Origin of the sequence: Bradyrhizobium sp. AZCC 2176 (assembly GCF_036924645.1) — a bacterium.
Classification (GTDB): Bacteria; Pseudomonadota; Alphaproteobacteria; order Rhizobiales; family Xanthobacteraceae; genus Bradyrhizobium.
In genome coordinates, this window is record NZ_JAZHRX010000001.1 from 2,006,115 (window position 1) to 2,032,786 (window position 26,672).

A 26,672-nucleotide genomic window follows, 5' to 3' on the forward strand; every position below is an offset into this window, starting at 1 on the left:
GCGGCTGGTTCAACTCTCCTTCTTCACCGCCGGAGGTTTCCACGAGCCGTTCAGGATCGAAGGCCCGCTGTCCTTCGGCCAGTACATCCGTATCATCGGAAGGAAGTCGCCCTTCGGAGCCGGGAGCCAATTGGCTTCCTTGTCCGCGCCCGGCGACTCGTTCTGGAAGTAGAGCGTCAGCGAGCCATCGGCATTGGGCTTCGGATTGTTGCGCATGCTGACGGTGAACTTGTTCAGCGGGTTGGGAACAAACCACCAGCCCTGGTCGATCATGTACATGGTGATCGACCAGAAGCCGTTGACCGGCGGCGTCGCGTCCTTGGCGAAGGTCAGCGTGTACTTGTTTGCGCCGTTCAGTTTCTGCCCGGCGGAGTCGACCTCGGTGTAGGGATAGACCGCGTCCTTCTCCTGGTTGGCGGGCCAGCCGAAGGCCGCCACCGTGGCGCGCTTCAGGTAGTCTGCGGGGCCATAGGTGCCGAGCCCCTTCGACACGATCCAGCCGTTGACGATCTCGCCCATGCTGTCCTTGTTGGCTTCGATCTTCTTCAGCGCGGTCTGCGGAAGGTCTTTCAGCGCTGCCTGCACGGCGGGATCGAGCTTGCTCAGCTCGAACGGCTTGCCGGGCACGATGCCGAGTTTCGCCATGCGCGCGAGCATCGGCGCATCTTCCGTCGCGGGTGGCGCGGCACCGCCCATCAGCTTGGCCATCAGGTTGAAATAACCCTCCGTTCCCATCCCAAGAATGACGGTCTGCGGCTTGTCGGTCATGCTGAAGCCGGGATTGGGATTCACCGGCGGTGTCACCGGGGTATAGGGCTTGCCCCAGGACGAGAGCGGCGTGATCTTGTACTGCGCTTGCAGCGCGTTGACGGCTTTGTAGTCCTGTTCGGTGCCGTCGGCGTAGGTCCGGCCGAGGATGACCATGTAGCGTGTCGCGACCGGGAAGTGCTTCATCCCTGCCGGTACTTCGCCCTTCCAGCCCGGGTCGGAAAACAAATAGTTTGCGGCCTTCCCGTCGGCCGTGCGTTTGCTGGGCGATTCCTGCGAGTCCGACATCCACAGGTCCGTCACCTCGAACAAATAGAACCGGTCCCCCATGTCGGGATGGCTGAACACCTGCGGTTCGCTAAGATCGAGCCATGTCACCGAATACAGCGTATCTGCATTGGGCGCGGAAACGCCGCGGTAGTCCGCCGGTGGGTACTTGGGCACGTTGACGAACTGTGCGGTCGGGCTGCTGAATTCCCCGACCTTTGGCACATTGCTCATCTGGACGCGCGTGACCTCGGTTGTGATGAGCGAATAGCCGTACACGTAGGCGTCGGTGGCAATCTGCTGCGCTTCTGCAGGCGTTAACGCCTGGGCTTTCGCAGGTAAACTCAAAGCGAAGCAGGATGCTGCAGCCAAACTGCTTGCAAGAGCTGCGCGAACAAAAAATCGTCTGCTGGATTGCATGATGAAAACTCCCGATTGCGCATTGAAGCCGAACCAGTCGATGGAACACGGGGAAGCGCGCCTCCCAGTGTCGTCATCCGTTTCAGTAACAAGGCGGATATGGGTAATAGCCGCAGGCCGGACGGGGGTACGCGTATGCGTACGGGTGGTAATACGCAGCCGCGCCATACGCTGCCGCCCCGACGGCGCCGGCATACATCGCGCCCCTGAACGCCGTGCGGCGGGCAACGCCGGCAAACGACAGCGGCGTGAACGGCCGGCCAATGATGTCGATGAAGAGCGCGGCCGCGCCGTCGGCGCCGGCCAGATCGCCTTCAAGGACCTGGACGTTGAAGGTGAGCTTGTCGCCCTCGAGCTTCGGGTTCTTCAGCACCACAACGGCGTCCTTTACCGAGCCGTCCCTGCCGAGTACCGACACGGTCGCGTTCGGCGGGTTCTTGGCAAAGCTGTCGTCACCAGATCCCCATTCCGCGATCACGTCCGCGGTTGGCTGGTGACCCGCGGCGCGCACCGGACGGTCCGCGAAGATGATCGAGCTCGGTGTCACGCCGGTCAGGGTCAGCGCGTCGCCCTGCAGGGTAGCACCGCGCGAATTAAGCACGAACAGCGACGGCACGAGCTCGGACTTGGCTTGCCCTGAAGCTGCACCGATTGTTTTCATGTTGTGGGGCACCGGGGCCGTCTGTCCGAAGGCCGCCCCCGGGCCAATCAACGCCGAAACCACGAGCAGTCCCGCAATCTGTGCCTGCCTTGCGCGCTTCATGTCTGCCTCTCCTGTTGTGAATGGGATTGACCACGTCTCGCATGGTCACGCTCGTCCACGACTATGAGAAGGCTTCGCGCGATCGACTATGCAAAAACCGGCGACGCAAAGAATTTGCTGAGATGATCTGAAAATAAAGAGTTCTCGCCGCGAGCCGATTTTGCATAGCGCGTTCCGGCGCACATCCGGCAAATGAGCGGTTGGCGCCGCGAAACGAGAGGGGGCCGCCCGTGGTTATTATCCTGTGCCTTTATGTGCTCGCGATGTGGGCGATATTTTCCAGGCTCAAGCTGGTCCGCTGGGGCTGGTTGTCGGGAACGATTTCGACACTGATCGGCGTGTTCATTCTCGCGACCTTCATGGCGCTGTTCAATTATCTCACGCCATCCGGCAACGTCACAGTTACCGGCCGCGTCGTCGAGGTGACACCCAATGTGTCCGGACAGATCGTCGCTATTCCCGTCAAGCCGAACGTGCCTGTGAAAACGGGAGACATCCTTTTCCAAATCGATCCAGCCCCCTTTCACTACAAGGTCGCGCAATTAAAGGCGTCGCTCGCCGCGGCACAGCAACAGACCGAGATACTGAAATCGAACTACGAACAGGCCACCGCGAACGTTGCCGGGCTGGAGGCGCAACAGAAATACAATGCGAAGCGCCTTGATGACATCCAGCGGCTCTATGCCAGCGGCGCCAACACCGAGTTCAAGGAACAGGATACGCAAGTTCAGTACGAAACGATTTCAGCTCAACTCAACGCCGCCAGGGCCACCCAGCACAGCGCGAAGCTGGCGCTGGATTCCGAAATAGGCGGTATCAACACAACTGTGGCGCAAATCCAGGCGCAGCTCGAGAATTCCAATTGGGAGTTGTCACAAACTGCCGTGCGCGCCCCTGCCGACGGCTACGTGACCGTCGTAGCGCTTACTGTCGGCGATCGCGCCTTGCAGGCCCGCTCGGCGATGTCGTTCATCGTCGAAAATGAGATTACAATTGTCGGGATGTTTTCGCAGAACGGCTTCCAGACCATCAAGGTCGGGGCACCCGTCGACATAGTCTTCAACAATGCACCGGGGCGGATCTATCATGCCAAGGTTACAGCCATTCCCAAAGGTATCGGCCAAGGCCAGATTGCTGTCTCCGGGACGCTTGCCCGCACCACGGCGCTTGGCGGCACATCATCCTTCCCTGCAGAGATTTCCGTTCCGGATGGGATGAGCCGCGACTCGCTTCGGCTCGGCATGTCCGGCGGCGCCACGGTATTTGCCTCGAATGCAGGCGTGATCGGACTTCTTGCTTCCATCCTGGTCTGGGTCAGCTCCTACACGGCCTATCTGTAACCGGAAAACCCGATCTGTGCCTTCTTTACCACAGATTGCTTGGTGCGCCGCGTAACCGCGGCCAATACCCTCGTCGTTGACTGATATCGCACGTCAAAGCTATTCTCCCTAATCTGATTTTTTCCGAATTGCTGCAAGGGTTTGGCATTCCGGTGAATGCTGCGCGACGCGCCCTTTGCGAAAAGTAAAAGATTGCGTGCTGCCATGACAGGAGCGCCTGTAATTCATATCGTGGACGACGACGCATCCTTTCGCGGTGCGCTATCCCGTTTATTGAGCGTATCGGGCTACGAGGTCGCGGATTATGATTCTGCGGCCACTTTCTTGCGGGGCCTCGCCGACGCCAGACCGGGCTGCGTGCTGCTAGACGTCGAAATGCCGTCTTTCAACGGATTGCAATTACAAGAAGAACTCGCAAAATCGGCCCATGACTGGCCTATTATTTTCATGACCGGCCACGGCGATATTCCCACCAGCGTCCGCGCCATCAAGGCCGGCGCGGAAGACTTTCTCGCCAAGCCGCTTTCCAGGGCGACGCTGCTGGATGCGATCGAACGCGCGCAAGCTCGCTACGCCAAGGCAAGAAAAGGCCTGAACGAGCTTAACTTCTTCAAGACCCTGATCGCATCGCTTACTCCCCGCGAGAACGAGGTGTTCCTGTTGATGGTGCGCGGCAAACTCAACAAGCAGATTGCCCATTTGCTGGGTACGTCCGAGCGGACGGTGAAGGCTCACCGGCACATGGTGATGCAGAAGCTGCAGGTTCAATCATTCGCAGAGGCGGTATCCATTGCAGAGCGCCTGGGGCTGTTGACGCCGCTGCTCTCGCCCGGCTCCTCCGCCTAGCAGCAACGACCAGCCCTTCTCATTGCGTGCGCAATTGAGGGTAGTGAAACGGCTGTCCGACTTCCCCAAAGGACAATATCGCCCGGCCGCTCTCCGTGATGAGGTCAGCCCTGTCGAGCCATTCTACCGAGTTCATGGGGCGTCCAATGACCATCCATCGCCAGATCTCAGGTGTGGCGGATTCGTTCGTCACCCCGACGTGCAGAGCCTACTACGATCTCGTCGAACAGGCCGAATCACTTGCCCTTACTGGTTCTGATCAGTCGCTTCACATTTCGGCCCTCTGTCGCACTCTCGGCGTCAGCGAACGAACGCTTCGGAAGGCATTTCACCAAATCCACGGTGTGCCGCCGTGCCGGCAGCTTCGAATGTTGCGGTTGTCCCGGGCGAGACATGCGCTCTTATCGGCGGATGTTGGCTCCGCCACGGTCACGGAGATTGCGATATCGTTCGGTTTTGTGGAGCTAGGCCGATTTTCGGTGGAATACCGCGAAGCTTTCGGAGAAAGCCCGTCGCAAACCCTTCAGCGTGCTGGCCGGACGGAAATCCTGCGATCGGTGGTTCCGGCCGCGGCGGCAGCTCTTGTTTGAGCGCTTGAAGCCGGAATCGCAACTGCCCGCTACAGCGCATAGGCCGGTGTTCAAGTGGCATCGACGCAACATCTGCGACGAATTTTCGATGCGGACCGATTCTGCATAGTGAACGCCGACAGCACTGCATCAATCTATGCGAACCTGTAGTTGACGGACGGAAATTTGCGATAGGGGCATGCAGATGACACGCAACGAACGAACATCGAATCCTCCGCTTATTCGTTCGGGCGCCTGCCTCGCGATTGCGGTACTGGCTTGCCTTCCGAGCGTGTCCCGCGCCGACGAAGGCGGCGTTTCGTACTGGCTGCCTGGCCGGTTTGGCAGCCTCGCGGCCGTCCCCGCCGTGCCGGGCTGGTCGATGGCTGCAGTCTACTATCATACCACCGTGGAAGCGTCCGGCGCGGTGGCCGCAGCCAGGCAGATTCAGATCGGCAGGATCCCCGCCAACGTCGCTGTCAGCCTGGACGCAAGTCTGAGTGCGCAAGGCGATCTCATTCTGCTCAATCCTACCTATACATTCGCAACGCCGGTGCTCGGCGGACAACTGGCGATCGGCGTCACCGGCCTGTTCGGGCGTTCGAGCGCCAGTGTCGACGGCACGCTGACGGCAGCCCTCGGTCCGCTGGCGGTGACCCGAACCGGCTTCATCCAGGATTCAATCACGTCGGTGGGCGACCTGTACCCGCAGGCAACGCTGAAGTGGAATGCCGGCGTGCACAATTTCATGACCTATGTAACCGGCGACATCCCCGTCGGCGCCTACAGCTCAACCCGCCTTGCCAATCTCGGCATCGGCCATGCCGCCATCGATGGCGGCGGTGGCTATACCTATTTCAACCCGGCGGCGGGCCAAGAGTTTTCGGCCGTTGCGGGACTTACCTACAATTTCAAGAATCACGACACCAACTACCAGAACGGAATCGACTTCCATGTCGACTGGGGAATGTCGCAATTCCTCTCCAAGCAGTTTTTCGTCGGTTTCGTCGGGTATGGCTACCAGCAGATCACCGACGATTTCGGCCAGCACCCGATCCTCGGAGGTTTTCGCTCGCGCGTGTTCGGCATCGGCCCCCAGGCCGGCTTCCTGTTTCCCGTCGGCGACATGCAGGGATACGTCAACCTGAAAGCCTATGGTGAGTTCGCGGCGGAGAACCGACCGTCGGGATGGAATGCCTGGCTGACGTTCTCGATCTCGCCGATGGCGCCGACCAGCACCGTGACACCGACGAAGCATCGAATTGTGAAGTAATCCGGTAGGCGGATTCTACTGTCGGGAGGCCGCTGTCGAACGGACCAGCATCCGGCGATGGCTCATCAGATACTGTAGCCTGTGGGCCGCGAGGCCTAGCGCGGCCATCTCGGCACTGTCGGCGCTCTCGCTCGCGCTCCTGGCAAGCTCGTTCTTCAGGATATCGTCAATCCGCTTTTCGATATCCTCAAGTTCGGCTTCGCTTTTCGCATTCCTGATTTCGTTGCCGAGTTCGTAGAGCGGCGCCAGCATGCTCTCGGGCCCGGTGCCGGATCGGGCGAAGCGCCAGGCTGCCGCGAGGACGGAGATCAGCGTGCCCAGCAGCAGCGAGGCGTAATAGAGCTTGTCATCATACCTATCGAGAAAGCTCTGCTGGTTGCCATTGTAATAGGTCGCGGCCCCCGGATGGATCGGGATCAGCGCGTCCGCGTCCGTGCTTGGTGCTGCGGCCTGGCCCAGTATCGGAAATTGCGACAGCAGGTCCCGCTTCGCATCGACCAGCGACTGCGTCAGGTCGGTAATGGCGTCGGCGTTGACTGACTTGTTGGCGACGAGAAAGTACGAAACGCGCAGCGACGTCAGGTCATCGGAGGGGACCGGCGGTGCGCCCCGCAAGGTTCCCTTCGGAATGTCATAGCTCTCGTAGTACTGCGCGACATCGGCGACCGCGCCGGCCGATTCGATCTCGATCAGCTTTGGCGCCGATCCCTTGGCGCGTTCCTGCTGAAAGAATTGCCTGACCTTCACGAGATATTTTTCCGTCAGCGGAATGACGGCCAGCAAAGCGTGAACTTTTCCCGATGCGAGCACTGCTGCGGCATCGTTGACGGTAACATCCTGAAAACTGACCCTGGCGCGGTCGAATTGATACACCTGCTTCAGTGCCTCGACTGCCGGCTGGTTGATCGCTCCGCCGATGACGCCGATCGTCGTATTGCGGAGATCGCCCAGACTGTCGGCGCTTGCAGCCGATGGGGTCATGATCAAGACCACGCCGTGGGTAAGGAGCAACACGCTCCTGGCATCGGCCAGACCGCCTGTGTCGCCGCGGACAACGGCGAGGTCCACCTTGTGCGCGGCCAACATTTCGGCAGCCTTTGCCGATGTACCGGCATCGCTGACCTTCAACCGGACATGCGAGTTCGATGCCGTCAGGCGCGCTGATATCGCCGAGATCAGCGCCAGCGCCTCGCCATCCGCCGACCCGGCGGCCACCGTAAGCACAACGGGCTTGGCGAAGTAGCGATACGCGAACCATCCGCCGCCGACCGCCGCGGCTGTCGCTGCTCCAACAATCGATATCCTGAGCCATCGCGGCCACAGGTTGATCGCTGGACTTGCCATCGGGTTCAGGGCGCCAAAGCCAGCGTGAGGCCCGACACGCCCAGCGATACGTTCAAACCCGCCTGCCCCTCGACCGATAATGGTTGCAGGGCAATCGTCCGGTTTGAGCCGCCAAACAGGACATTGGCTCCGACCCCTACCCCGACCGCAACGTCGCCACTGGCGCCCACATACTCGCCGGCCAACGCCCCGATCGGGGCTCCGTGACTAGGAGCAAACACGCCCCATGCCATCACTCCACCTGCGCTGATCCCGAGCTCGAGCCCGACGGTATTCATCACCCCATTATAGTCCTGAGGCGGATAGGCCCCGTTGGGTGCATACCTGCAACTCATGCGCTGCCTCTCGGCGACAATCAGACCGATGCTCGGAGCAAGGTTACAGGTCAGCATGCCGGCCTGGACGCCCGGAGGCGGCTGCTGGGCCGAAGCAAACGCGGGAGCCAGAAGCATCGTCGCGGCCAGGCTTATTACCCGAACAAAATGATAGCTGGGCATGATCGATCACTCCCCGCGAGGCTCACACCGCTCGCTGTTATAGATGAGCCCACTCGGGCTGATGTGCGGGAGTAGTTATACGAACCGGCGTAGCCGCCTGCCTATGCAAGATCGGACCGCGATCGACGCGCACGCTGATTATCTGTCCCAATGAATCGACGGCTCAATGCAGACGACGCCGATTTTGCATAGTCGATCCATCGGATGATGCGTTACGTGCGACGAACAAGTCGGGCGGCCCAAAAGACGCGGCCTGATCGTGAACCGGAAGCCCGCTCAATGTTGACAGATACGCCATCCGTAACTCAGCTATCTCACGTTATCTCGCAGTCAGCGGCCCCCGCCTTCCTGCTGGGCGCACTGGGCGCCTTCATCGCTATCCTGATCTCCCGCCTGAACCGGATCGTTGACCGGACGGTGATCCTGAACGGGATCCCCGATGACGATACGGTCCGATGCCGGCTGAAGGCCGATCTGCCGCGTCTGATGCAGCGCGCGGCGATGATGAACCGGGCGATCTTCTGGGCAGTGATCGCAAGTATCTCGGTGACGCTTCTCGTGATCGTCGCTTTTGTAACGGCGTTCTTTCAGATACAGCATGAACGCGGAGTCGCCGTCTTCTTCATGATTTCGCTCGGCGCGTTCACCATCTCGCTGGTTGATTTTGCCCGTGAAGTCCGGATTGCGCTGAGCGAATATGATCACTACGGCTGAGCTGCTACCGCGCCCACTGTCCCATTTGGAGGCAGGTCTGTAAACTGACGTAACTCGGCGTGCCGCCAATGCTCTCTTGCGAGACACAGCTCACCCGGCTTGGCGCAGGAAATTTCGACCATCGGCTGGCGAGTTGTTGCTTGGCTTTCTGTTCGTCATTGATGCAGCTCTTTAGGGACTGATCAACGGAGAGGCCAACGGTGGCAGCGACATCGAGCTTGCAACTCCGCGCGATATCGAATTTCGGCACACTGTCAGCCACCGGCATGACCAACTGCGAGCTCAGAACGATCATTGAAATCGAGATGGGCATCTCTTCTCCTCATTCGTGTTTGGCTCAACGGCCACGACGAGACCGCTTTCGCCAATCATGTCTGTCCAGGCATGGCCTCGTCTATGCAAAATCCGACCACAGGATGACGACTCCCACGATATCGAAAAGAAGGCTGGGAGCCCTATCAGATCGGAATTTGGTTTCTCTCATCCGAATAATTTGACCTCCGCGACCTGCCGATTTTGCATAGCGGGCGACGTAACATCTTGAAATTTGGCTGAACTACAAGGCCCCGCCATGACCAAGGTGATCAGCAATGCCGCTTCCGAAATCCTTTCGCTCGGTGGACGAGGCAGCCCACGCACAGCCGGCGAAGAGCGGCCGGTTTGAGCCGCCTGGTTCTTGACTGTGAATAAGCACCCGAGAGTGACCCCTCCACCGCAAATTGGATCAATAGCTTAACGTGCCGACCGGCGTCGGGACCCCGCGCCGATTCACATCTTGGTGTTGAGTACCTTGTCACCGGGAGAGGCAGAGGAAGACAGAGCTTCCTCGCTAAACATCAGCCCGCATAGAGGCTGGAAGGATCAGACTTGCCGGTGCAGCCTGAAGGGGTTGCATCGGTATTTTTCGGATCGGAGCGAAGGCAGCACGTGATTAGCGCACTGCCTTTGCCCGAACGGCACACTAACCGGCCGCGCTGCGGCGCTTTCGGGCCTTCGGAGCCTTCCTGCCCTTCGGGCGGGCTATTTGCTTGCGGTAGGTGCTGTGGACCTCGAAGAAGGGCACGCCAAACCTGTCCGCCATCTTCTCCAATGACCCGCCGACTTCATTGGCGAGAGCGTCAAGGTCCTGACTGAGCTTGCTAGCGGCCTGCATCAGCCCCAAAAGCGTTGCGAGGTCAGCAAGCTGGTGCTTGCCATCGGGAGGGCGGGTGTGGTCTTCGGGTGTGGTTTTACGATTTGCCATTTTCGAGAAGTCCTTCTGCCGCAGGGGTTTCTTGGACTTCTTTGAGCGGCCCGAGACATAGGTGACATTTCGTACCGGACACATGGGTTACACTTTTTCGCTTTTTGCAAGCGGGAGGTGTGGATGCCGTGGAAAGCGAGTTCGGTGATGGAAGAACGGCTTCGCTTTGTTGCCCGCCTGCTGGACGGGGAGGCCATGACGGATGTGTGCCGGGAATTCGGCGTCTCCCGCAAGACCGGCTACAAGATTTTCGATCGCTACAAGGCGCACGGGCTTGAGGCGCTGAGCGATCGCTCGAGGCGGCCGGCGACGATTCGTCGCCGGCCGATGCGGTGGAGCGAGGGCCGAAAATCTCGGGATGCCCGGCGGCCAACGCCCGTGAAATTAATTGCTTCTGCATTTGCGGCGTCGCTCCCTAAGATCGGTCTGCGCTTGACGAATTCCAACGTCCGCAAGAGCACGGTCAAGCGTGTGATCCCGGAAAGAGGCGACTACGATCATGAGCAATGCCATCACTGCCACCGGAGAGAAGCCGCTGGTTCCGGCCATGCTGCGCGAGTTGTCGATGCGGTGCAATTGGAGAGGTCTGGTCCGTGCGGCCAGCCACTACGGCGTCATCGTCGTTGTCGGCGCGCTGATCTGGCTGGTCTCGTCGCGATACGGAATCGTGTGGGCGTTGCCGCTGGTCGTCGTCCAAGGTTACTTCGTCGCATTCCTGTTCATGGTGGTACACGAGACCGCCCACAAGACGGCGTTTCGCAGCCGCGCTCTCAATCTCGCCTTCGGTCATCTCTCCTCGTTCGCGGTCGGCTTGCCTTACGAATATTACTGCCTGTTCCACTGGGATCATCATCGGTATACGCAGGATCCAAAGAGGGACCCAGAACTGCTGTCGGTTCCGATCCCGACCTCGGACGCGCAACTGGTGATCGTCTACAGCGGCTTGCGGCAGGTTGCCTTCCGGGCGCGGCTGATGCTTCGCCATGCGTTGACCGGCAATGCCACGTCACCCTGGATTCCGGAAAGCAAGCGCCACGTTGTCGTGAGGGAAGCGCGCCTCTATCTGGCAGGCTACGTCGCGCTGCTGCTGCCATCGGTCGCGCTGCACACCTTGTTCCTGTTGTGGGTCTGGGTCGTCCCCGTGATCGTCGGTCAATTGTTTCTGCGTCCGTATCTCCTTGCCGAACATACCGGTTGCGATCGCACGCGCAGCGCCTTCCAGAATACCCGCACCACCTATACCGCCATGTTCGTGCGCTGGTTTGCATGGAACATGCCCTATCATGTCGAGCACCATGCCTATCCTTCGATTCCGTTCCATGCGCTGCCGAAACTGAACGGGATCGTCGCCGATCAGATCGTCTACCGGGGCCCGGGCTATATCGCAGTGACGCGGCAGACGTGGGCTTGGTTTCGCCGCGCACGCAACGGCATCGAAAGTCCGATCGGTTCTGATTGAATCGGGATCAGGGCTTGATCAAAGCCAGCAGGGTGCAGTTACTGCAGCCGGCGGCGCCTAGATGCCGCCCGCGCTGCGAACGCGGGTCGCACCAGGCGCCTTCTCCGTTTCTCAGGAGGCGGTTCCGGGCCCGAACAGATCAGCCTCGGCTACGATGCGCCCAAGGTGTGGGCAGCTTGATGAATTTTATTGCCCCGGTCACAGTCGGAAGCTGGTCTGCTTGCGGAAAAATTGGACAGCGTCGAGCCTTGTCGATTAATTGCTTCACGGTCTCCCGTCTTCAGACGACCCTCTCGTCACGGTGATCACTCCGATCGCCGGCATCACAGGGGTTTGGCATGCGATCGACAACCGCTCTTCGCTCTGCCGCGTTCGTCCTATCTGCGTCCTTCCTGTTTGCGACGCCCGAGCGCGCGACAGCCGAAGAATTGCTGAAGGCGCGGCTCGCCCAGAATCTTGGGCCGATCTCGGGACTGACGATCGTCGCCAATGCGAAGGGCATTTTCGCCAAGCAGGGGCTCGACATCTCGGTCTCCAATTTCACCAGCGGGAAGCAGTGCCTCGATACCGTGCTTGGGGGAGGGGCGGATATCGCGACAACCGCCGAGGCGCCGGTCACGGCGGCCGCGATGGCGCAACAGCCGATCGCCTTCGTGGCGGGGATGGAATATTCGGATCTCAAGACCATGACCGCGGCTTCTGCTGGGATCAAGACGACGGCCGATCTGCGTGGAAAGCGAATCGCCTTTACGGCCGGAACCGGCAGCGAAGTTTACACGTCGGTTCTGTTGAAAGCGGCGGGCCTGACGTCGAAGGACGTGACGCTCGTCAACCTGCGACCTCAGGAGATGCTTCCCGCCATGGCGGCCGGCAGCATCGACGCGTTCGATACCTGGGAGCCGCACGTCGCGAATGCGAAGAAGGCTCTTGGCGAAGGCGCGATCCCACTTGAGACCAAAGGTCTCTACTCGGAGACCTTCAATATTGTCGTTACGCAGTCTTACCTCGCGGCCAACCCGGCGATCGTCAGTAAGTTCCTGGCGTCCCTCATCGAAGCCGAGGGCTGGCTCAAGGCGCATCCGGATGAAGCGATAGACGTCATCGCCGCAGCGACCGGGATGAAACGCGACGAATTGGCTGCGATCTGGCCGGACTATGTTTACCATGTGCGCCTCGACGACAAGCTTCTCGCGACTCTGAAAACCCATGCCACCTGGCGGCTCGAGACCGGCAATCATCCCCCTGGAGCGAGCATGCCCGATTTCTCGAAAGTCTTGGTGACGGCGCCGCTGAAGGCGCTCGATCCAGCTCGCGTCACACTGGAGCCGCGCCCGTGAGCGTCGGGGGATGCAGCAGCGCGAGCGCGACCGCACGGCTGAGCGTACTGGTCGCCGTTCTCTCCGTGCCCGCCTTCACAGGCGTGTGGGAACTGGTTGCGCGCTCCGGCATCGTGAACGCCGTGCTGTTTCCGCCGCCAACGACCGTCGCTGTCGCCGTTCTCGAATGGATCCGCAGTGGACAGTTTTTCGGCGACCTGATGGCGAGCCTCTCGCGCGTGGCCGCGGGATTTGCGATCGGGGCCGCGGGCGGGATCGTGCTCGGCGTCCTGACTGGCCGGTTCCGGCTGGTGTCCAGCCTGCTTTCACCCTTGTTTCACATCCTTCGTCCAATTCCTCCCATCGCCTTCGTGCCGATCGTCATCCTTTGGTTTGGCCTCTCGGAGACAGGCAAGCTCTTCCTGGTCGTTTGGGGCGTGTTCTTCACGGTATGGCTCGCGACCCACATAGGGGTGCAGAAAGTCGACCGCGGACTTATCCGTGCCGCCCAGATGCTCGGCACGCCGCAACCGCAGATGCTGTGGGAGATCGTCCTTCTTGGCGCGCTGCCCTATGTCACAGTCGGTCTTCGGACCGCGGTGAGTATCTCTTTCTACACGCTGGTTGCCGCGGAGTTGGCGGGAGCGTTCGCCGGTATCGTCTACCGTATCGAAATTGCGCAACAGAACATGCAAACGGGTCAGGTTATGGGCGGGTTGGCGGCTCTCGGGCTGCTTTCCTTCGTCGCCGACCGTTCCTTCGCGATTCTTGCCGAACGAGCCGTGTGGTGGCGATGACCCCGAGCCTGCTTCGTCCAGAACAGCCGCTCAGGCTCGTGGATACGTACTCGCCTTCCGCCCCGGCGCGTCAGGCGATCATCCGGGTCGAGGACTTGAGCATCGTCTTCGATGCGCCGAGCGGACAGGTCATCGCGGTCGACCGCGTATCCTTGGCGGTAGCCCAGGGGGAATTCGTCTCGATCGTCGGTCCATCCGGCTGTGGCAAGTCCACGCTCCTGAATGCGATGGCCGGCCTCGAGCGGCCATTCGAAGGCCAAGTCCTCATAGCCGGCGAAGCAATGCTCGCGCCACGGCCCGAGATCGGGATGGTCTTCCAGCAGCCACATCTGTTTCCGTGGAAATCGGTGCGCCGGAACATCGCGCACGGGCCGCGGGCCCTCGGCAAGCCGAAAGCGGAGGCGCTGCGGACTGCCGACGACCTCATCGAGATGATCGGACTGACCAAATTTGCGTCGGCATATCCGCACACGCTATCGGGAGGCATGCAGCAGCGGGTTGCGATTGCCCGTGCCCTCGCCAATCAGCCGCGCGTGCTGTTGATGGACGAGCCTTTCGGAGCGCTGGATGCGCAGACCCGGGCGGTCATGCAGGACAATCTGCTCGAACTCCGCGAGCGGATCAACGCAACAATCGTCTTCGTCACACACGACATCGATGAAGCGATCCTTCTCTCTGACCGCGTGCTGATCATGAGCGCCGGACCAGGCCGCATCCTCAAAGATCTTCAGGTGAGCCTGCCGCGACCGCGCTCCAGCGCCATCGTTGCGGAGGCTGCCTATCTCGCCCTCAAGCGGGATTGCCTTGACCTGATCCGCTCGGAAGGCCGCAGGGCCTTCGAGCAACTGGAAATCAGGACGTAGGCGCCTGACGACATCGTTTGGCATGGCTCTTGAATGGTTTTCCTTGCGGCGGCAAGGGGAGCGAGCAGATGTCAGCGGCAAGTCTCAGGAATACGACCAGCATCATGCTGGCGGGGTCGGATGCTCTGGTCGGGTCGCTGCCCGGCTTGTTGGATCCGTTGTGTGAGGCTGACCGGCGTCGTATCCTCGCCATCGGTCGCGAGGAGGTCCTGCAGGCAGGCAAGCATATCTGGCGGCAGGGCGACCTGCAGAACGGCATTTATCTGATCGAAGAGGGGCGTATTCGCAGCTACTACGCGGCTCCTTCCGGACGTGAGGTGACGCTGGCCTACTGGTTCGCTGGCAATTTCGTCGGCGGCCCGGATCTGTTCGGTACCGGTGCCCACGTATGGTCTTCGGTTGCGGTGGAGCGGAGCCAGGTGACGTTTTTGCCCGGCCCAGCCCTGCGCGCGCTAGCGCTTCAATCGGCCAGCATCGCGGTCGCGCTCCTGGATGCACTCGCGTTCAAGGCAAGGTGCTACTCGGCCATGGCGCAAATGCTGGGGACCCGCTCGGTTACCGAGCGGTTGCACCGTCTGTTGGTGTTTCTCTCGAATATCTACGGCTCGCAGCAAGGTCGTGAGATCGTGATCGGGATCCCGTTCACGCATGGTGATCTCGCCAATCTGATCGGCTCAACCCGCCAATGGGTTACGGTGCAGCTTTCCCGCCTGCAGGCAAGGGGCGTCATCCGTTACCACCGAGGCTTGATTGTGATCCTCAATCTACGCGCTCTCGATCTCGAAGTCGTCTAAGGCGCGGCCTTCGGATAAACTTTTGGATCGAACAGTGCTGCCTTCGCATCGGGCAGCCATCGCTCGGCAAGGTCGAGAAGAGCATGGTCACGCCACGCAGGCGCTAGCAAAGTGATGCCCATTGGCATGCCGTTGCCGAGCGTTGCGTTGGGAACTGCCACCGCGCACAAGTCCACGAGATTGGCAAAATAGGAGTAAAAACCGAGGCGACTATTGAGCGTGATAGGATCTTCCATCATCTCCGAGATCGTGAAGGGGCGTGGCGCGGTAGGTACCACCAAGACATCGATCTCCTCGAAAAGCGATTGGATCTGGCGTCGCAGCTTCAAGAGCCGATGTTGCGCGGCGAACGCATCTATGGCGGAAAACGGGGCAGCTGCGCTCAGCACGTTGCGGGTGACTTCAAGCAGTTCTCCATGATCGAAGTCCAAGAGCTTACTGATCGCCGCATAACGTTCAGCAATCCAAGGCCCTGAGAAGAGCATTTCACCGGCTTCGGCGAAGGGGGTGAAGTCAATCTGTCTGGCTTGACCTCCCAGTCCCGAAAGCCTCGCGCAGGCCTGCCTGTAGAGGTCATTACATTCCGGCATACCGAATGAATTCAAATGACCGACAGAGACCTGGCCGAACCGGAATTTGCGAGGAAGTGGGGAGGACGAGGCAATCCGTGGGCGGCTAAAAGGATCGGTGTTGTCGAATCCTTCGATCAACCCGAGCAGAATTCGACCTTCGGCAATGGAATTGCAGAAGATCGAGGGACAATCGAGCGTCGGACAGTTCGGCACAAGCCCCAGGGATGAGACGAGGCCGACGGTTGGCTTGATCCCAATGATCCCATTGAAGCCCGCGGGAATCCGGCCCGAGCCGCCGGTATCTGTGCCGAGAGCGAAGGCAATATGGCCGGATGCTACAGCAGCAGCCGAACCGGAACTCGAACCGCCGGAAATATACAGATCGTTGGCAGCGCTGGAACAGGCGCCATAAGGGGAGCGGGTGCCGGACAGTCCGGTTGCGAATTGATCTAGGTTGGTTTTGCCAAGACAGATCGCACCCGCGGCCGTCAATCTCTCGACGCATCTGGCCGATTGCGCAGCCACATATTCGAATGACGGACAGGCTGCTGTCGTTGGCATGTCCTCAACGTCAATATTGTCCTTGACGCCGAATGGCACGCCAAGGAGCGGCAGGACTTCACCCTCCTCCGCTCGCCGCACAAGGGCATCAGCCTCCGCGAGCGCTTCTTCCATGGGCCGCACATAGATCCAGCAGTTGCGGCGCCGGTCCCGTTCGATGCGCTCATAGACGGTTGTGATGATGGAGGCTAACTCGGCAGGCGAACGTAGAGGCCGGCTCTGCGCGGATAAGATAGCTTGCGGCACGGAATAAAACTCCTGAGGGGCATGACCCCATAAATAATGAAGCCGCTGCCCAGCAATGAAAGCAACTAAGCGCCTCTGTCGCACCGGCGGGACTCGAACCTGCAACCAAACCGTTATGAGCGGGAGGAACAAGCACGCGATCGTTGATTTTGCTGCATTTTCGTAGGAAATTGATGGTGTTCGTTGCGCTCTAGTGAGATTGTTTCTGGAGCGAAGCTGGTGCGGTAGATTGGAGGACCGAGGATTTATGCATGAGGACGAACGCGAACGTTGAACTCGACGCCGGCAGCAAGACATTTGCCTCCGGTCTGTTGCCGGATTTGATAGCTGCATTACGCCATAGCCGTAAGGGCGATATGGTAGCCGTGATCAGCGGCGATCCAAGTATCGGCCCCGAGCTCGAGGCATGGTGTCGCTTCACCCGCAACAGTTTGGTCGACACAGCAGTCGAAGACGGCCGCACGCGATGGGTGCTTCGGTACGGAGAGGCTCCCGAGAATGTCGGAGAAGATCGGCTTGTCGGCTCTCGTCTGTGGCTTTATACCAACTTCGACTGCAACCTGAGCTGCGACTATTGTTGTGTACGCTCGTCACCCAAAGCTCCGCGGCGGGCTCTCGGTATCGAGCGGGTGCGACAGATCGCTACCGAGGCAGCGGAACTCGGCGTAGGTGAAATCTTTGTGACCGGCGGCGAGCCATTCATGCTGCCGAATATTGGCGAGATCCTTGCCGCGTGCGCTGCGGCGGCGCCGACGACAGTTCTCACCAACGGCATGCTGTTTGCCGGAAGTCGGCTCGCAACGCTGCGCTCGCTGCCGCGCGAGCGCGTAACCTTCCAGATTAGCCTCGATAGTCCCACGCCGGAGCGCCACGACAGCCATCGTGGAAGGGGGACATGGGCACGCGCCTGGAAGGGAATCGAACGGGCCCGCGCTGAAGGATTCCGGGTGCGTTTGGCGGCTACAGTGTCGACTGACGCAGAGGCCGATGAGTTCCGCAGCTTCCTTGACGCTCATCATATTAGCGAGGAGAACCGGGTGATCAGGCGGATTGCGCTGCGAGGCTCGGCCACGCAGGGCATCGCTTTGGCAAGGGCGGATCTGGTTCCCGAGATAACGATTACGGCGGAGGGCGTGTTTTGGCACCCGGTTGGAGCCGAGGATGACGACCTGCTGGTCAGCCGTGAAATCTTTCCGCTCGCCGAATCGTTCGCAGCCGTGCGCCGCGCCTTCGATCGCGAATCCGAGCATCAGCGCAGGTTGGCGATGATTTTCAATTGCGCCTGACGAAGGCGCGGCGCGCTCAACGCCGGATCGGGGCTTTGGCTCGGCTGCTAGGCCAAAGGCCGCGTTAGGAAACCTTGCTGCGTCGACGCTTCCCGTAACTGCGCATACGCATCAAGCTGCGGTGCTATCCATTGGCGCAACCCTTCCGCTTCTAGCACAGGACGATGGGCCGGGTTATCGTAGCTCATCCCAAATAATGCTTTGGCAAACTGCTGCTCCAACGTGGGGTCCAGATCGGACCGAGCAGTGAACATGCAGTGGTTATAGGGCTGCGAGGTCCAGATCTCGGTCAGCGCACCTTGCGGCACTAGACGCTCGGTACGCACCGCGTTCAAGAATGGGCTGCCGATTGCGCCGGCATCGGCCCGGCCGTCGAGAACCGCGCGAACGACCTCGGACTCGCTTGTACCCGTGTCACCGTGCTTGCCAAGGTCGGTGTTGAAGCGCAGCGTTTGGTAGTCCTTCCCCTCAACCAGTCCCTCGCGGTGCAGAAAATAAACCGGGAGGATTGCCGCATGGCCGCTGTCGCGGCTGCCGAGAGCGAGGGTGCGGCTCTTAAGATCGGCAAGCGCAGCGACCGGCCCCCCGGTTACCGCAACGATCTTGGTCATCCAGCCCACATCCGTATCGCGCATCGCGATCGGTCGGCAGCGATGGTCGCTCCAGGCATCGGCCTGGATATAGGCGAGGTTCGTATTCCATCCGATGTCGATGCGCGGCAGCCGTTCGCTCGGCGAGGCCAGGAGGGCAGCGACCTGCGTCTCGTAACTTTGAAACAGCACCACCTCGACGGCGAGACCCGCTTCCTCGTGAAAGTAGTGTCGCATGCCTTCCCAGATACCAACCACCTTCGGGTCATATGCGACGGCGCCTACCCAGATCGTCGGGCTCATGATTGCATCTCGCTTCCCGAGCTCAATATTCCAAATGCGATCACTATAGTTTGCCAGTGGTCCTTTGATCCTAACGCTCGCAAACGTGGTTCCGAATGGAATGCGAATGTTAGGATCGGACCACTAGAACAGCGGTATTCCCAAAACGGCTTTGCCGATGAACTCGCGCAGCACATCGCCCGTCGGCGCCATGACGGCGCCTGCATGTGCGTCGCGGAACAATCGCTCGATGGCCAGATGCTTGGAAAACGCAGCGCCTCCGCACGCCCGCATCGCCGCCGAGGTGACGGCGATAGCAACATCACCCGCCGCCGCCTTGCTCTCCAGCACGCGCAGCATAGTGGTGTCTCGGGGGCGCTCAAGATGATCAACGAGATCGTCGATGCGCGCTGCAAGCCCATCGGTGTCGATCTGCATCGTTGCAAGCTGTGCGCGAAGCGTCGGCAGGCTCTCGCCGAGCGTCTGGCCCAAATGCTCGAAGCGAGCGCCGTTGAGATGTGCTGCCGTCCCCGACACCGCAGCCCGGCAAAGACCAAGCGCGACCGCCGATGTTCCGAGGTTGAATAGCGGAAGCACGACCTCCAGCATCGCCTTGAACCCGGCGCCGTCGTCCGTGAGTTGGCGATCGGCTTCAATCTTGCAATCATCGAGGATCATCGGCGCGGAAGCGTTGGCGCGCATCCCGAGACCATCCCATGGGCCGGCGACCGACAGTCCGGCCGTGTCACTGGCGACAAGATAAATGGTCGAATCCGTTGGGCTCTTGCCTTCAGGCGCGAGCGCCGAGACGACATAGCTTTGCGCGTGACCGGCGCTTGTCACCCAGGATTTCTTGGCCGTGAGATGCACGTTGACGGCGTTGCGCTTCGCTCGCGAAACGGGCGCCCAGAAGTGGCTGCGCGATCCGGCTTCGCTGAATGCCAGGGTAGTTAGATGTTTTCCGGCTGAAATATCCTTTAGCGTCTGCGCAACCGTGGCACCCGGACGGGCCGCCGCAATCGTTGCGGTAGCGCTCATGTGCATCAAATAAACCATCGCGGCGGACGCGTCCGCTTCTGCGAGCGCCGCAACGACGGCAGCGAACGTCCGCGGTCCCAGGGCCGAGCCGCCGACCTCGGCGGGCAGCATCACCCCCAGCAATCCGGCCGAACCGAGCGCCGCGATTGCCTCGGACGAAAATCGAGCTTCCTTGTCGTTTTGCCTGGCCGCCGGTGCGAGAATGCGATCGGCGATTTCTTTGGCATTCGAAACTGCGGTCTCGTGATTCATGGCGACCCTCGACGCTTAGGTGTTGCGTACCAAAGTTCGAAAATCTCGCATCCGCTACCTTTGCGACCAATGCTACGCCACGCGCACCATCGGATCAACACGACTGGCTTAGGGCATGGCAAGCCCTTGCCATGCCAGCAGCGAGTACGGGCCGCGGTTATTACGTTCTTCAAGGCCATCTTGTTACACCACCTGAAATCTTTTTTTTGACGTCGCCGAAACCTTGGCGGCGCTTGCCCGCTGTTGCGGAGAGCTTGCCCGTTGCCGGAGAGAAAGCTACCAATGACCGGCAACCGGGTGACGAGGCTTGTCTGGTGATGGCAGTCAATGAGGGCGGGGTCCCGCCCATCCTCGCGCAAAAGCACTATGCGCAGCCGTCCGCCTTCACGCCGGAAAATCTGCTGCGCGAAGCGCGCAGGCAAAAGCGGATTACGGACGCCGGCATCCCGAACATCTGCATCCTCGATCCGGACGGCGACATCGTGCGCAGCCTGCTCGCCCGTGGCGAGGCCCGGCTTGAAGCGGGATGGGCCTGCTATCACACGCAGCTCTACAGCTTCAGTCGCGACGGGATTGAGTTCGGAATTGTCGGCTGCGCCGTCGGCGCCTCGTACGCGGTGCTGATCGCCGAGGAATTGTTCGCATCGGGCTGCAAGCTCCTGATCAGCGTCACGTCCTCGGGGCAGATCGTGCCGATGCGCCCGCCGCCTTATTTCATCATCATCGAACGCGCGCTGCGCGACGAAGGCACCAGCTATCACTACATGGCGCCGTCCGACTATTCGGATGCGGATGCCGGATTGATCGCGGCGCTCAACGGCGCATTCGGTGGATTTCCCGTGCCGGTGCTCACAGGCGCGACCTGGACAACCGACGCGCCGTTCCGCGAGACCCAGCCGGCGATCGACGCCATGGTCAAAAGGAATCTGATGGCAGTCGAAATGGAAGCAGCCGCGCTCTATGCGTTCGCACAAGTCAGGCAAAAGCCCGTCCTGTGCTTTGCACATGTGACAAATCAAATGGGGCGCGTCGACGGCGATTTTGAAAAGGGCGAAGCAGACGGCAGCCATGACGCGCTGCAGTTGATCGCGATCGCCGCTGATCGCCTGCTGTCACGGCTGCCATGAGCGTCGCGGCGATCGGGATTGTATGCAAGGCGCCGCTGCCCGGCCGCTCAAAGACGCGACTTGCGACGGTCATTGGCGACGTTGCAGCATCAGAACTGTCCGCCTGCTTTCTGCGCGACGTGGCCGCGGCAATCGAAGCGGTCCCTGAGGCACTCGGCAGGCGCGGCTATGGCGTCTACGCGCCGGCGGGCACCGAAGACGTCATGCGGCAACTGCTTCCGGCAGGGTTCGGACTGCTACTGCAGCCTGGCGATGACCTGGGACAGGTGCTGCTTGGCGCGACACGCGCTCTCCTGGACGCCGGACATGACTGTGTCCTGCTTGTCAATGGCGACAGCCCGACGCTGCCGATCCATTTGCTGGTACAGGCTATTGAAGCCATGCGCGAGTCCGGAGATCGGATGGTCCTTGGGCCAGCAAGCGACGGTGGCTACTATCTCATCGGCTTGAAGCATCCGCACAAGCACCTGTTTACGCAGATCGCGTGGGGAACTGAAACCGTAGCTCGCAGGACGCGCGAGCGCGCTGCCGAAATCGGGCTTGCTACGATCCTGCTACCGGAATGGTACGATGTCGACGATATCGAAACCTTGCGCTGGCTGCAGGACGAACTGGCCGGGCATTCGACCCGCTTTCGCGGCGGCGGATTTGCCGCGGCGAGCCGGGCCTTTTTGAAGGACGCGCCGCAGGTAAGCCAATGAAGCCCTTGCCAGGAGCGATCGCTGGTCAATTCGGTCGACTGGTGCGTTCCGACCACAAGATATCCCCACTTTGCCTGTTGGCCGGCATCGGTGTTGTCCTGAGCGGTCTTACCCTGGTGACTCCTTATGCCTTCGAGGCTGCCGGCGACAATGCCTTCATTGCTCTGGGCATACTTGCAGGTTTGCTGACGATCGTGGCGACAAGTCTGGCGGAACGTTCGCCAACTGGTCGCGCACTATGGCTTATCGTTGGACTTGGGATCGTGCTGAGAGCTTATGTGCTGCTGTTCGATCCACTTCTGTCCAGCGACGTCTATCGCTACGTCTGGGATGGCAGGGTTCAGGCCGCAGGAATCAATCCTTATCGCTTCATGCCGGCCGATGAGTCGCTGGCGTTTCTGCGCGACAGGATGGTCTTTCCTCAAATCAACCGCGCTGATACGGCCGTAACCATCTATCCTCCCGTGGGCGCAATTCTTCTTCCTCATTGTCACGCGGATCGGCGAAAGCGTGACGACGATGCGTCTCGCGCTGCTGGGGTGCGAGTCCGTCACAGTGATACTGATCGTGGTCCTGTTGCGGCGTTTGGATCGCCCGGTGACGCGCATAGTTGCCTATCTCTGGCATCCGCTGCCTGTGTGGGAGATTGCCAACAACGGCCACATCGACGCGCTGATGGTTGCGCTGATGCTGCTGGGCATGTGGATCGCCCTGACCGGCCGTGCTCTCCGCGGAGCCGTGGTGATCACTCTTTCAGTGCTGGTCAAGCCCTATGCGGCGCCGGTGCTGGCCGGGATCTGGCGCCCCTGGGACGTCAAGATGCCGCTCGTCGTGATCGCTACCGTCGCGCTTTGTTATCTTCCCTATCTGTCGGTCGGCTCGGGAGTTTTCGGATTCCTGACCAAAGGCTATCTGACAGAACAGGGCATCAGTGGCGGCAACGATCTCTGGCTGTTGTCACTTTGGCGCCTTGTGTTTGGCTATCATGAAGGTGATGTTGCCGCCTACGTCGCACTGGCCGCGCTGGTTCTTTGGTTCACAGGGCTCTCCGTGGCCCGCAGCGCTCATCACAGCATCGCATCCCGTCTTGCCGACATCAACATGCTGTTACTTCTGGCGCTCCTGTTGTTGTCGCCCAACTATCCCTGGCATTTTCTAGTTATAATGCCGTTTGTCGCCCTGTGTGGATCCGCGCCTACGTGGGCCGTTTCGATCGGAGCGCTGTTGCTGTCCGAACAGCTCGACTGGGATTTCTACATTCCGCGAATTGTGAGCAAATCAATTCTGTTCGGAGGTCTTTTCCTGGCTTGCGCCTTTACGGCGTGGAGAGCCCGCATGCAGCGAATTGCAGATTCCGGGGCATCGCAATGAACGTTTCCGGCGAAGTGCAGGGCACTCGCGCGGCGTTCGATCCGCGCCGCTATCACGAGACGGTCACGGGCGAGCGCGCCGAGGTCGCCCAGCGTCCGCCGGTCTGCGCTTATCTGGAAGTGACCAACCGCTGCAATCTGCTGTGCACGACCTGTCCTCGCACCTACGAGGAGCTCGAGCCGCCGGCAGACATGAGCTGGGGTTTGTTCACGTCGATTGTCGACCAGCTTCCCGATCTGGCGCGCGTGGTTCTGCACGGCGTTGGCGAGCCGATGCTGGTCCCGAACCTGCCGCGAATGGTCAAATACCTGAAAGAGCGCGGCGTTTACGTCTTGTTCAACACCAATGGAACGGTCCTCAGTGAGCGCAACGGCCGTGCGCTGATCGACGCCGGGCTTGATGAGCTGCGTGTATCGCTCGACGCGTCAAATCGCGAGAGCTTCAAGGCGATTCGTGGTAGGGACTATTTCGGTCGGATCGTCCGCAATGTTCGTACATTTCGCGAGCTACAGGAGCGGGAGGGGCACGCAAGGCCGCAAGTTTCCGTTTGGCTCACCGGTCTGAAAGAGACTGCCGAGCAACTGCCTGCATTTGTGAAAGTTGCGGCGGAGATCGGTGTCAAAGAGGTTTATCTGCAACGGCTCGTATTCTTCACTGAATCCGCCATTGGCATGGCGCGACCGGATCAGGCCCTGTTCGAGCGCCTGACGCAGGCAGAAGCGGCCTACTTGAAAGAGGCGGAGGATCTGGCGCATTCGCTCGGCGTGACCTTCAGCGCGTCGGGCGCGGCGAGCGAGCCGGGACTAAGCCTAAAGGGCAGTGGTGACGGTTCGCCGTGGTCACTCTGCCGACGGCCGTGGTCGTTGATGTATTTCACGGCCAATGGCCGTGCCTTGCCATGCTGCATCGCGCCATTTTCGCAACATGGCTACGAGAACTACACGCTTGGCCATGCAGGGCAGCAGTCCTTACACGACATCTGGAACGGGTCCGCGTATCGGGAGTTTCGTGCGGCCCTGCTATCGGACAAACCACCTAAGTGCTGCGCCAATTGCGGCCTACGCTGGAGCTTATGAACGAGGTGACCCACGGGACCGGTTGGAAGCGGCCCGTGTTTTGCCAACCGCCGGTCGTTTCGGCGATCATTCCATGCCTTGACGAGGAAACGGCAATCGGCCAGGTCGTAGCTGCAGTGCTGGCACAGAACGTGAGTGAGGTCGTCGTTGTCGACGGCGGTTCGCGGGACCGCACGGCCGAGCGGGCACGGGCTGCCGGAGCTCGCGTGATTGTCGAGCCGCGACGTGGCTACGGTCGCGCCATCCAGGCAGGCATCGCCGCTGCGCGCGGTGACGCCGACATTCTGGTCTTTCTCGACGGCGACGGCAGTGATCCTGCAGAGCGCATCTCTGATCTTGTATCGCCGATTGTGGCTGGGCGGGCCATCTTCGTTGTCGGCTCGCGCGTTCGCGGTTCACGCGAATCCGGCAGCCTGTCGCCGCAGCAGCTCCTCGCGGCCCATGTCGCCAGGCTGCTCCTGCGCCTCGTCTATGGCGCAGGCTTCACCGACCTGTCGCCGTTTCGCGCCATCCGGCGGGATGAGCTCAGACATCTCGGTATGAAGGAGGAGACATATGGCTGGAACCTGGAAATGCTGATGCGGGTTGCAGCCGCTCGCTTGCCGGCACTCGAGATCGCCGTGGGGCAGCGGCGCCGGATCGGTGGGGTATCGAAGGTCTCCGGCAATCTCATTGCCGGCATCAAGGCAGCTTGGTCGATTTCGACGACATTTGTTCGCCTCGCGATTAAGCTGCGACACCAAAGGGGTCCGGGAGAGAGGCGTGGCTAGATCAGCGAGTGCCGGCACCCCGACAAGCAACGATGTCCCGGGGGGCTTTTCGATCCCGTGGCTCCGGTGGCGAAAACACCGCCAGGTATCCGCCGTCGCCTGCGAGCTGATGTGTGGCGACCTCGCGATAGCCAATGGCGGTGAGTTCGCAACGCAACAGCTCGATTGGCGTGCCATGCTCCGACGTCTGACGCTCGAGGTCGACAATTCCGACCCGCGCGCCCGACCTAAAGGCGGGCGCCAGATTGTAGAGGAAGGCGTAGGGCTGAGCTATTTCGTGATACATGTGCACGAGGATGGCAGCGTCGAGCGAGGAGCCGGGAAGGCGCGGGTCGTGTGGTTTGCCCAGCGCGAATGTGACATTTGTCAGCCTCAGGCGTTGCGTTCGCCTGGCGAGCGCGATGAGATATTTCCGCGTGACGTCCTGGGCGATGACGGAGCCGGTGGGACCGACGAGACGGGAGAGACGCACCGTGTGGTAGCCGCTGCCTGCACCAATGTCGCCGACGGTCATGCCTGGCTTGAGTTCAAGAAGGCGGGCGATCTCACCGGCCTCATTCAGGGAATCGCGGTGCTCCTCGGAGGCACGGCCTGGGCTGACGATCTGCGCAACCGGGCGCTGAGGCGCGGGAAACTCCTTTGCAGGGACACCCGGCGGAGCCAGATAGCCAATGTCAGCGGCGTGTCCGCAACTTGCGCCTAGGCCTAGGCCCACAAGAAGCGTCACCGCGCGGGCCAGTGCTATCATGCTCGTCTCCCGTAGAACGACAACGACTAACCGGCGATGTTGAAGAACCGGCCAACAGGTCCCTTCCCATCGCGCACGGCCGGGATTTTGCGGCGCAACCAGGCATCAAGGCCGAGACTGCGGCCGGCGCCCTCGAGCACAAACAGGAACATCAGCATGGCCAGGAACATGTACGTCCACGGCCACTCGGCCGGATCGCCCGGCCGATAGATGCCAAGCCAAAGTTGCAGCGTATAGGCGATGGCCAGCACGCCCACGAACCGTACCGCAAGCCCGAGGATCATCGACGCGGCAAACACGAGCTCGGCAAGAAAAACAATTGGCCCAAAGACGCTCATGTAGGGCAACACAACATCCTTCACGAAGGTGCCGTGAAACTCGAACGCTGCGCGGGTCGTTTCCTGTTCGGTCCAGTATTGCAGACCGCCGGACACGGGTAGCGGGAGTTTCCACAACATGCCTTCGAACCACATGCAGCCGATCAGGACCCGAACCAGCCAGATTCCAAGATGTCGCCCGCTACGTTGCGCCGAATCCTCCCGCCAATTCTGGAAGGCCACTGCAATGCCGGCGAGCAGCAGCGCCCAGAACAGCGCCAGGATCAGCAAGCGCCAGTTTCCGAGCTGAAGATAGTCGCCGGTAGTCGCGGTCAGGAACTGCCAGACGTCGGTAAATGGATTCTTGGGCATAGGCGCGTGCTCCAATGAATTGAATAGTTGCTCTACCTATCGGCCAGTTGGTGCACCGCCGCGTGGGCGATCGAAGGACACCTACCAGGT

27 protein-coding genes and 1 pseudogene are annotated in these 26,672 nt (G+C 60.7%); 17 read left to right on the forward strand and 11 right to left on the reverse strand.

Annotated features, from left to right (window positions below):
• Window positions 1–9: 9 nt before the first annotated feature.
• Window positions 10–1,623 carry a DUF1254 domain-containing protein gene (locus V1288_RS09155; RefSeq protein WP_334356727.1) on the reverse strand — a complete coding sequence of 538 codons (1,614 nt, stop codon included), beginning with the start codon at window positions 1,621–1,623 and terminating at the stop codon, window positions 10–12.
• Window positions 1,538–2,218, reverse strand: coding sequence for a hypothetical protein (locus V1288_RS09160; RefSeq protein ID WP_442893932.1), 681 nt, complete (start codon window positions 2,216–2,218; stop codon window positions 1,538–1,540). Before V1288_RS09160 ends, V1288_RS09155 begins: the two co-directional genes overlap by 86 nt.
• A 359-nt stretch (window positions 2,219–2,577) precedes the next feature.
• Here V1288_RS09160 and V1288_RS09165 point away from each other — a divergent pair, with 359 nt between their 5' ends.
• The 4 genes from V1288_RS09165 to V1288_RS09180 all read left to right on the forward strand — a co-directional run bounded on the left by V1288_RS09165 (window position 2,578) and on the right by V1288_RS09180 (window position 6,246).
• On the forward strand, window positions 2,578–3,558 hold the full coding sequence (locus tag V1288_RS09165; protein ID WP_334356728.1) for an HlyD family secretion protein: 981 nt from the start codon (window positions 2,578–2,580) through the stop codon (window positions 3,556–3,558).
• A gap of 204 nt (window positions 3,559–3,762) precedes the next feature.
• The gene (locus V1288_RS09170; RefSeq protein WP_334361262.1) at window positions 3,763–4,404 is read left to right on the forward strand and encodes a response regulator transcription factor; all 642 of its coding nucleotides are present in this window, start codon (window positions 3,763–3,765) and stop codon (window positions 4,402–4,404) included.
• Window positions 4,405–4,550: 146 nt separating this feature from the next.
• A complete protein-coding gene (locus tag V1288_RS09175; RefSeq protein ID WP_334356729.1) occupies window positions 4,551–4,994 on the forward strand; it encodes a helix-turn-helix domain-containing protein in 444 nt (147 codons plus the stop codon).
• Between the two features lie 184 nt (window positions 4,995–5,178).
• Window positions 5,179–6,246, forward strand: coding sequence for a SphA family protein (locus V1288_RS09180; RefSeq protein WP_334361263.1), 1,068 nt, complete (start codon window positions 5,179–5,181; stop codon window positions 6,244–6,246).
• A gap of 15 nt (window positions 6,247–6,261) precedes the next feature.
• Here the strand turns inward: V1288_RS09180 and V1288_RS09185 are convergent, their stop codons facing one another.
• The gene (locus V1288_RS09185; RefSeq protein ID WP_334356730.1) at window positions 6,262–7,590 is read right to left on the reverse strand and encodes a TAXI family TRAP transporter solute-binding subunit; all 1,329 of its coding nucleotides are present in this window, start codon (window positions 7,588–7,590) and stop codon (window positions 6,262–6,264) included.
• A gap of 5 nt (window positions 7,591–7,595) precedes the next feature.
• Complete coding sequence (locus V1288_RS09190) at window positions 7,596–8,087, reverse strand: DUF992 domain-containing protein (protein WP_334356731.1); 492 nt, start codon at window positions 8,085–8,087, stop codon at window positions 7,596–7,598.
• Window positions 8,088–8,366: 279 nt separating this feature from the next.
• Here V1288_RS09190 and V1288_RS09195 point away from each other — a divergent pair, with 279 nt between their 5' ends.
• Window positions 8,367–8,801 (forward strand): DUF2721 domain-containing protein, encoded by a 435-nt coding sequence (locus V1288_RS09195; RefSeq protein ID WP_334356732.1) that lies wholly within the window; start codon window positions 8,367–8,369, stop codon window positions 8,799–8,801.
• A gap of 4 nt (window positions 8,802–8,805) precedes the next feature.
• Here V1288_RS09195 and V1288_RS09200 read toward each other — a convergent pair whose 3' ends face one another.
• Window positions 8,806–9,114: a hypothetical protein gene (locus tag V1288_RS09200; RefSeq protein WP_334356733.1), complete on the reverse strand. Its 309-nt coding sequence runs from the start codon at window positions 9,112–9,114 to the stop codon at window positions 8,806–8,808.
• 648 nt (window positions 9,115–9,762) lie between these two features.
• Complete coding sequence (locus V1288_RS09205) at window positions 9,763–10,128, reverse strand: hypothetical protein (RefSeq protein ID WP_334356734.1); 366 nt, start codon at window positions 10,126–10,128, stop codon at window positions 9,763–9,765.
• A 39-nt stretch (window positions 10,129–10,167) separates the two neighbouring features.
• Between V1288_RS09205 and V1288_RS09210 the strand changes: the two are divergent.
• The 6 genes and pseudogenes from V1288_RS09210 to V1288_RS09235 form a co-directional block, all read left to right on the forward strand.
• A pseudogene (locus V1288_RS09210) lies at window positions 10,168–10,350 on the forward strand (helix-turn-helix domain-containing protein); the annotation flags it as partial.
• 193 nt (window positions 10,351–10,543) lie between these two features.
• A complete protein-coding gene (locus V1288_RS09215) occupies window positions 10,544–11,503 on the forward strand; it encodes a fatty acid desaturase (RefSeq protein WP_334356735.1) in 960 nt (319 codons plus the stop codon).
• 428 nt (window positions 11,504–11,931) lie between these two features.
• A complete protein-coding gene (locus V1288_RS09220) occupies window positions 11,932–12,840 on the forward strand; it encodes an NrtA/SsuA/CpmA family ABC transporter substrate-binding protein (RefSeq protein WP_334356736.1) in 909 nt (302 codons plus the stop codon).
• 113 nt (window positions 12,841–12,953) lie between these two features.
• Window positions 12,954–13,616: an ABC transporter permease gene (locus V1288_RS09225; RefSeq protein WP_334356737.1), complete on the forward strand. Its 663-nt coding sequence runs from the start codon at window positions 12,954–12,956 to the stop codon at window positions 13,614–13,616.
• A complete protein-coding gene (locus V1288_RS09230; RefSeq protein WP_334356738.1) occupies window positions 13,604–14,479 on the forward strand; it encodes an ABC transporter ATP-binding protein in 876 nt (291 codons plus the stop codon). Before V1288_RS09225 ends, V1288_RS09230 begins: the two co-directional genes overlap by 13 nt.
• A gap of 68 nt (window positions 14,480–14,547) precedes the next feature.
• On the forward strand, window positions 14,548–15,273 hold the full coding sequence (locus V1288_RS09235) for a Crp/Fnr family transcriptional regulator (protein WP_334356739.1): 726 nt from the start codon (window positions 14,548–14,550) through the stop codon (window positions 15,271–15,273).
• Here V1288_RS09235 and atzF read toward each other — a convergent pair.
• Window positions 15,270–16,652, reverse strand: coding sequence for an allophanate hydrolase (atzF, locus tag V1288_RS09240; protein ID WP_334356740.1), 1,383 nt, complete (start codon window positions 16,650–16,652; stop codon window positions 15,270–15,272). The genes V1288_RS09235 and atzF overlap by 4 nt on opposite strands.
• Before the next feature lie 251 nt (window positions 16,653–16,903).
• On the opposite strand from atzF, the gene V1288_RS09245 reads away from it, so the two are divergent.
• On the forward strand, window positions 16,904–17,938 hold the full coding sequence (locus tag V1288_RS09245; RefSeq protein ID WP_334356741.1) for an Rv1681 family radical SAM protein: 1,035 nt from the start codon (window positions 16,904–16,906) through the stop codon (window positions 17,936–17,938).
• 47 nt (window positions 17,939–17,985) lie between these two features.
• On the opposite strand, the gene V1288_RS09250 is transcribed toward V1288_RS09245, so the two are convergent.
• Both V1288_RS09250 and V1288_RS09255 read right to left on the reverse strand, forming a co-directional pair.
• Window positions 17,986–18,831 carry a phosphate/phosphite/phosphonate ABC transporter substrate-binding protein gene (locus V1288_RS09250; protein ID WP_334356742.1) on the reverse strand — a complete coding sequence of 282 codons (846 nt, stop codon included), beginning with the start codon at window positions 18,829–18,831 and terminating at the stop codon, window positions 17,986–17,988.
• Between the two features lie 123 nt (window positions 18,832–18,954).
• Window positions 18,955–20,100 carry an acyl-CoA dehydrogenase family protein gene (locus tag V1288_RS09255; RefSeq protein WP_334356743.1) on the reverse strand — a complete coding sequence of 382 codons (1,146 nt, stop codon included), beginning with the start codon at window positions 20,098–20,100 and terminating at the stop codon, window positions 18,955–18,957.
• A 317-nt stretch (window positions 20,101–20,417) separates the two neighbouring features.
• On the opposite strand from V1288_RS09255, the gene V1288_RS09260 reads away from it, so the two are divergent.
• From V1288_RS09260 to V1288_RS09280, 5 genes are all read left to right on the forward strand, one after another.
• A complete protein-coding gene (locus tag V1288_RS09260; RefSeq protein ID WP_334356744.1) occupies window positions 20,418–21,227 on the forward strand; it encodes a nucleoside phosphorylase in 810 nt (269 codons plus the stop codon).
• Window positions 21,224–21,928, forward strand: a complete 705-nt coding sequence (locus tag V1288_RS09265; protein ID WP_334356745.1) for a TIGR04282 family arsenosugar biosynthesis glycosyltransferase — start codon at window positions 21,224–21,226, stop codon at window positions 21,926–21,928. The genes V1288_RS09260 and V1288_RS09265 overlap by 4 nt, the downstream gene beginning before the upstream one ends.
• A gap of 510 nt (window positions 21,929–22,438) precedes the next feature.
• A complete protein-coding gene (locus V1288_RS09270; RefSeq protein ID WP_334356746.1) occupies window positions 22,439–23,299 on the forward strand; it encodes a hypothetical protein in 861 nt (286 codons plus the stop codon).
• Window positions 23,296–24,375 (forward strand): radical SAM protein, encoded by a 1,080-nt coding sequence (locus V1288_RS09275; protein WP_334356747.1) that lies wholly within the window; start codon window positions 23,296–23,298, stop codon window positions 24,373–24,375. Before V1288_RS09270 ends, V1288_RS09275 begins: the two co-directional genes overlap by 4 nt.
• The gene (locus V1288_RS09280) at window positions 24,372–25,145 is read left to right on the forward strand and encodes a glycosyltransferase family 2 protein (protein WP_334356748.1); all 774 of its coding nucleotides are present in this window, start codon (window positions 24,372–24,374) and stop codon (window positions 25,143–25,145) included. Before V1288_RS09275 ends, V1288_RS09280 begins: the two co-directional genes overlap by 4 nt.
• A gap of 1 nt (window position 25,146) precedes the next feature.
• Here V1288_RS09280 and V1288_RS09285 read toward each other — a convergent pair whose 3' ends face one another.
• Window positions 25,147–25,893 (reverse strand): class I SAM-dependent methyltransferase, encoded by a 747-nt coding sequence (locus V1288_RS09285; protein WP_334356749.1) that lies wholly within the window; start codon window positions 25,891–25,893, stop codon window positions 25,147–25,149.
• A gap of 26 nt (window positions 25,894–25,919) precedes the next feature.
• A complete protein-coding gene (locus V1288_RS09290; RefSeq protein ID WP_334356750.1) occupies window positions 25,920–26,501 on the reverse strand; it encodes a DoxX family protein in 582 nt (193 codons plus the stop codon).
• Between the last annotated feature and the right edge of the window lie 171 nt (window positions 26,502–26,672).

Bases quoted from the DNA above. Each gene is read 5' to 3' on its own strand.
- V1288_RS09155 (WP_334356727.1), bottom strand. From the start codon at position 1,623: ATGGCGCGGCTGCGTATTACCACCCGTACGCATACGCGTACCCCCGTC.
- V1288_RS09160 (WP_442893932.1), bottom strand. From the start codon at position 2,218: ATGAAGCGCGCAAGGCAGGCACAGATTGCGGGACTGCTCGTGGTTTCG.
- V1288_RS09165 (WP_334356728.1), top strand. From the start codon at position 2,578: ATGGCGCTGTTCAATTATCTCACGCCATCCGGCAACGTCACAGTTACC.
- V1288_RS09170 (WP_334361262.1), top strand. From the start codon at position 3,763: ATGACAGGAGCGCCTGTAATTCATATCGTGGACGACGACGCATCCTTT.
- V1288_RS09175 (WP_334356729.1), top strand. From the start codon at position 4,551: ATGACCATCCATCGCCAGATCTCAGGTGTGGCGGATTCGTTCGTCACC.
- V1288_RS09180 (WP_334361263.1), top strand. From the start codon at position 5,179: ATGACACGCAACGAACGAACATCGAATCCTCCGCTTATTCGTTCGGGC.
- V1288_RS09185 (WP_334356730.1), bottom strand. From the start codon at position 7,590: ATGGCAAGTCCAGCGATCAACCTGTGGCCGCGATGGCTCAGGATATCG.
- V1288_RS09190 (WP_334356731.1), bottom strand. From the start codon at position 8,087: ATGCCCAGCTATCATTTTGTTCGGGTAATAAGCCTGGCCGCGACGATG.
- V1288_RS09195 (WP_334356732.1), top strand. From the start codon at position 8,367: ATGTTGACAGATACGCCATCCGTAACTCAGCTATCTCACGTTATCTCG.
- V1288_RS09200 (WP_334356733.1), bottom strand. From the start codon at position 9,114: ATGCCCATCTCGATTTCAATGATCGTTCTGAGCTCGCAGTTGGTCATG.
- V1288_RS09205 (WP_334356734.1), bottom strand. From the start codon at position 10,128: ATGTGTCCGGTACGAAATGTCACCTATGTCTCGGGCCGCTCAAAGAAG.
- V1288_RS09215 (WP_334356735.1), top strand. From the start codon at position 10,544: ATGAGCAATGCCATCACTGCCACCGGAGAGAAGCCGCTGGTTCCGGCC.
- V1288_RS09235 (WP_334356739.1), top strand. From the start codon at position 14,548: ATGTCAGCGGCAAGTCTCAGGAATACGACCAGCATCATGCTGGCGGGG.
- V1288_RS09245 (WP_334356741.1), top strand. From the start codon at position 16,904: ATGAGGACGAACGCGAACGTTGAACTCGACGCCGGCAGCAAGACATTT.
- V1288_RS09250 (WP_334356742.1), bottom strand. From the start codon at position 18,831: ATGAGCCCGACGATCTGGGTAGGCGCCGTCGCATATGACCCGAAGGTG.
- V1288_RS09255 (WP_334356743.1), bottom strand. From the start codon at position 20,100: ATGAATCACGAGACCGCAGTTTCGAATGCCAAAGAAATCGCCGATCGC.
- V1288_RS09260 (WP_334356744.1), top strand. From the start codon at position 20,418: ATGGCAGTCAATGAGGGCGGGGTCCCGCCCATCCTCGCGCAAAAGCAC.
- V1288_RS09265 (WP_334356745.1), top strand. From the start codon at position 21,224: ATGAGCGTCGCGGCGATCGGGATTGTATGCAAGGCGCCGCTGCCCGGC.
- V1288_RS09275 (WP_334356747.1), top strand. From the start codon at position 23,296: ATGAACGTTTCCGGCGAAGTGCAGGGCACTCGCGCGGCGTTCGATCCG.
- V1288_RS09280 (WP_334356748.1), top strand. From the start codon at position 24,372: ATGAACGAGGTGACCCACGGGACCGGTTGGAAGCGGCCCGTGTTTTGC.
- V1288_RS09285 (WP_334356749.1), bottom strand. From the start codon at position 25,893: ATGATAGCACTGGCCCGCGCGGTGACGCTTCTTGTGGGCCTAGGCCTA.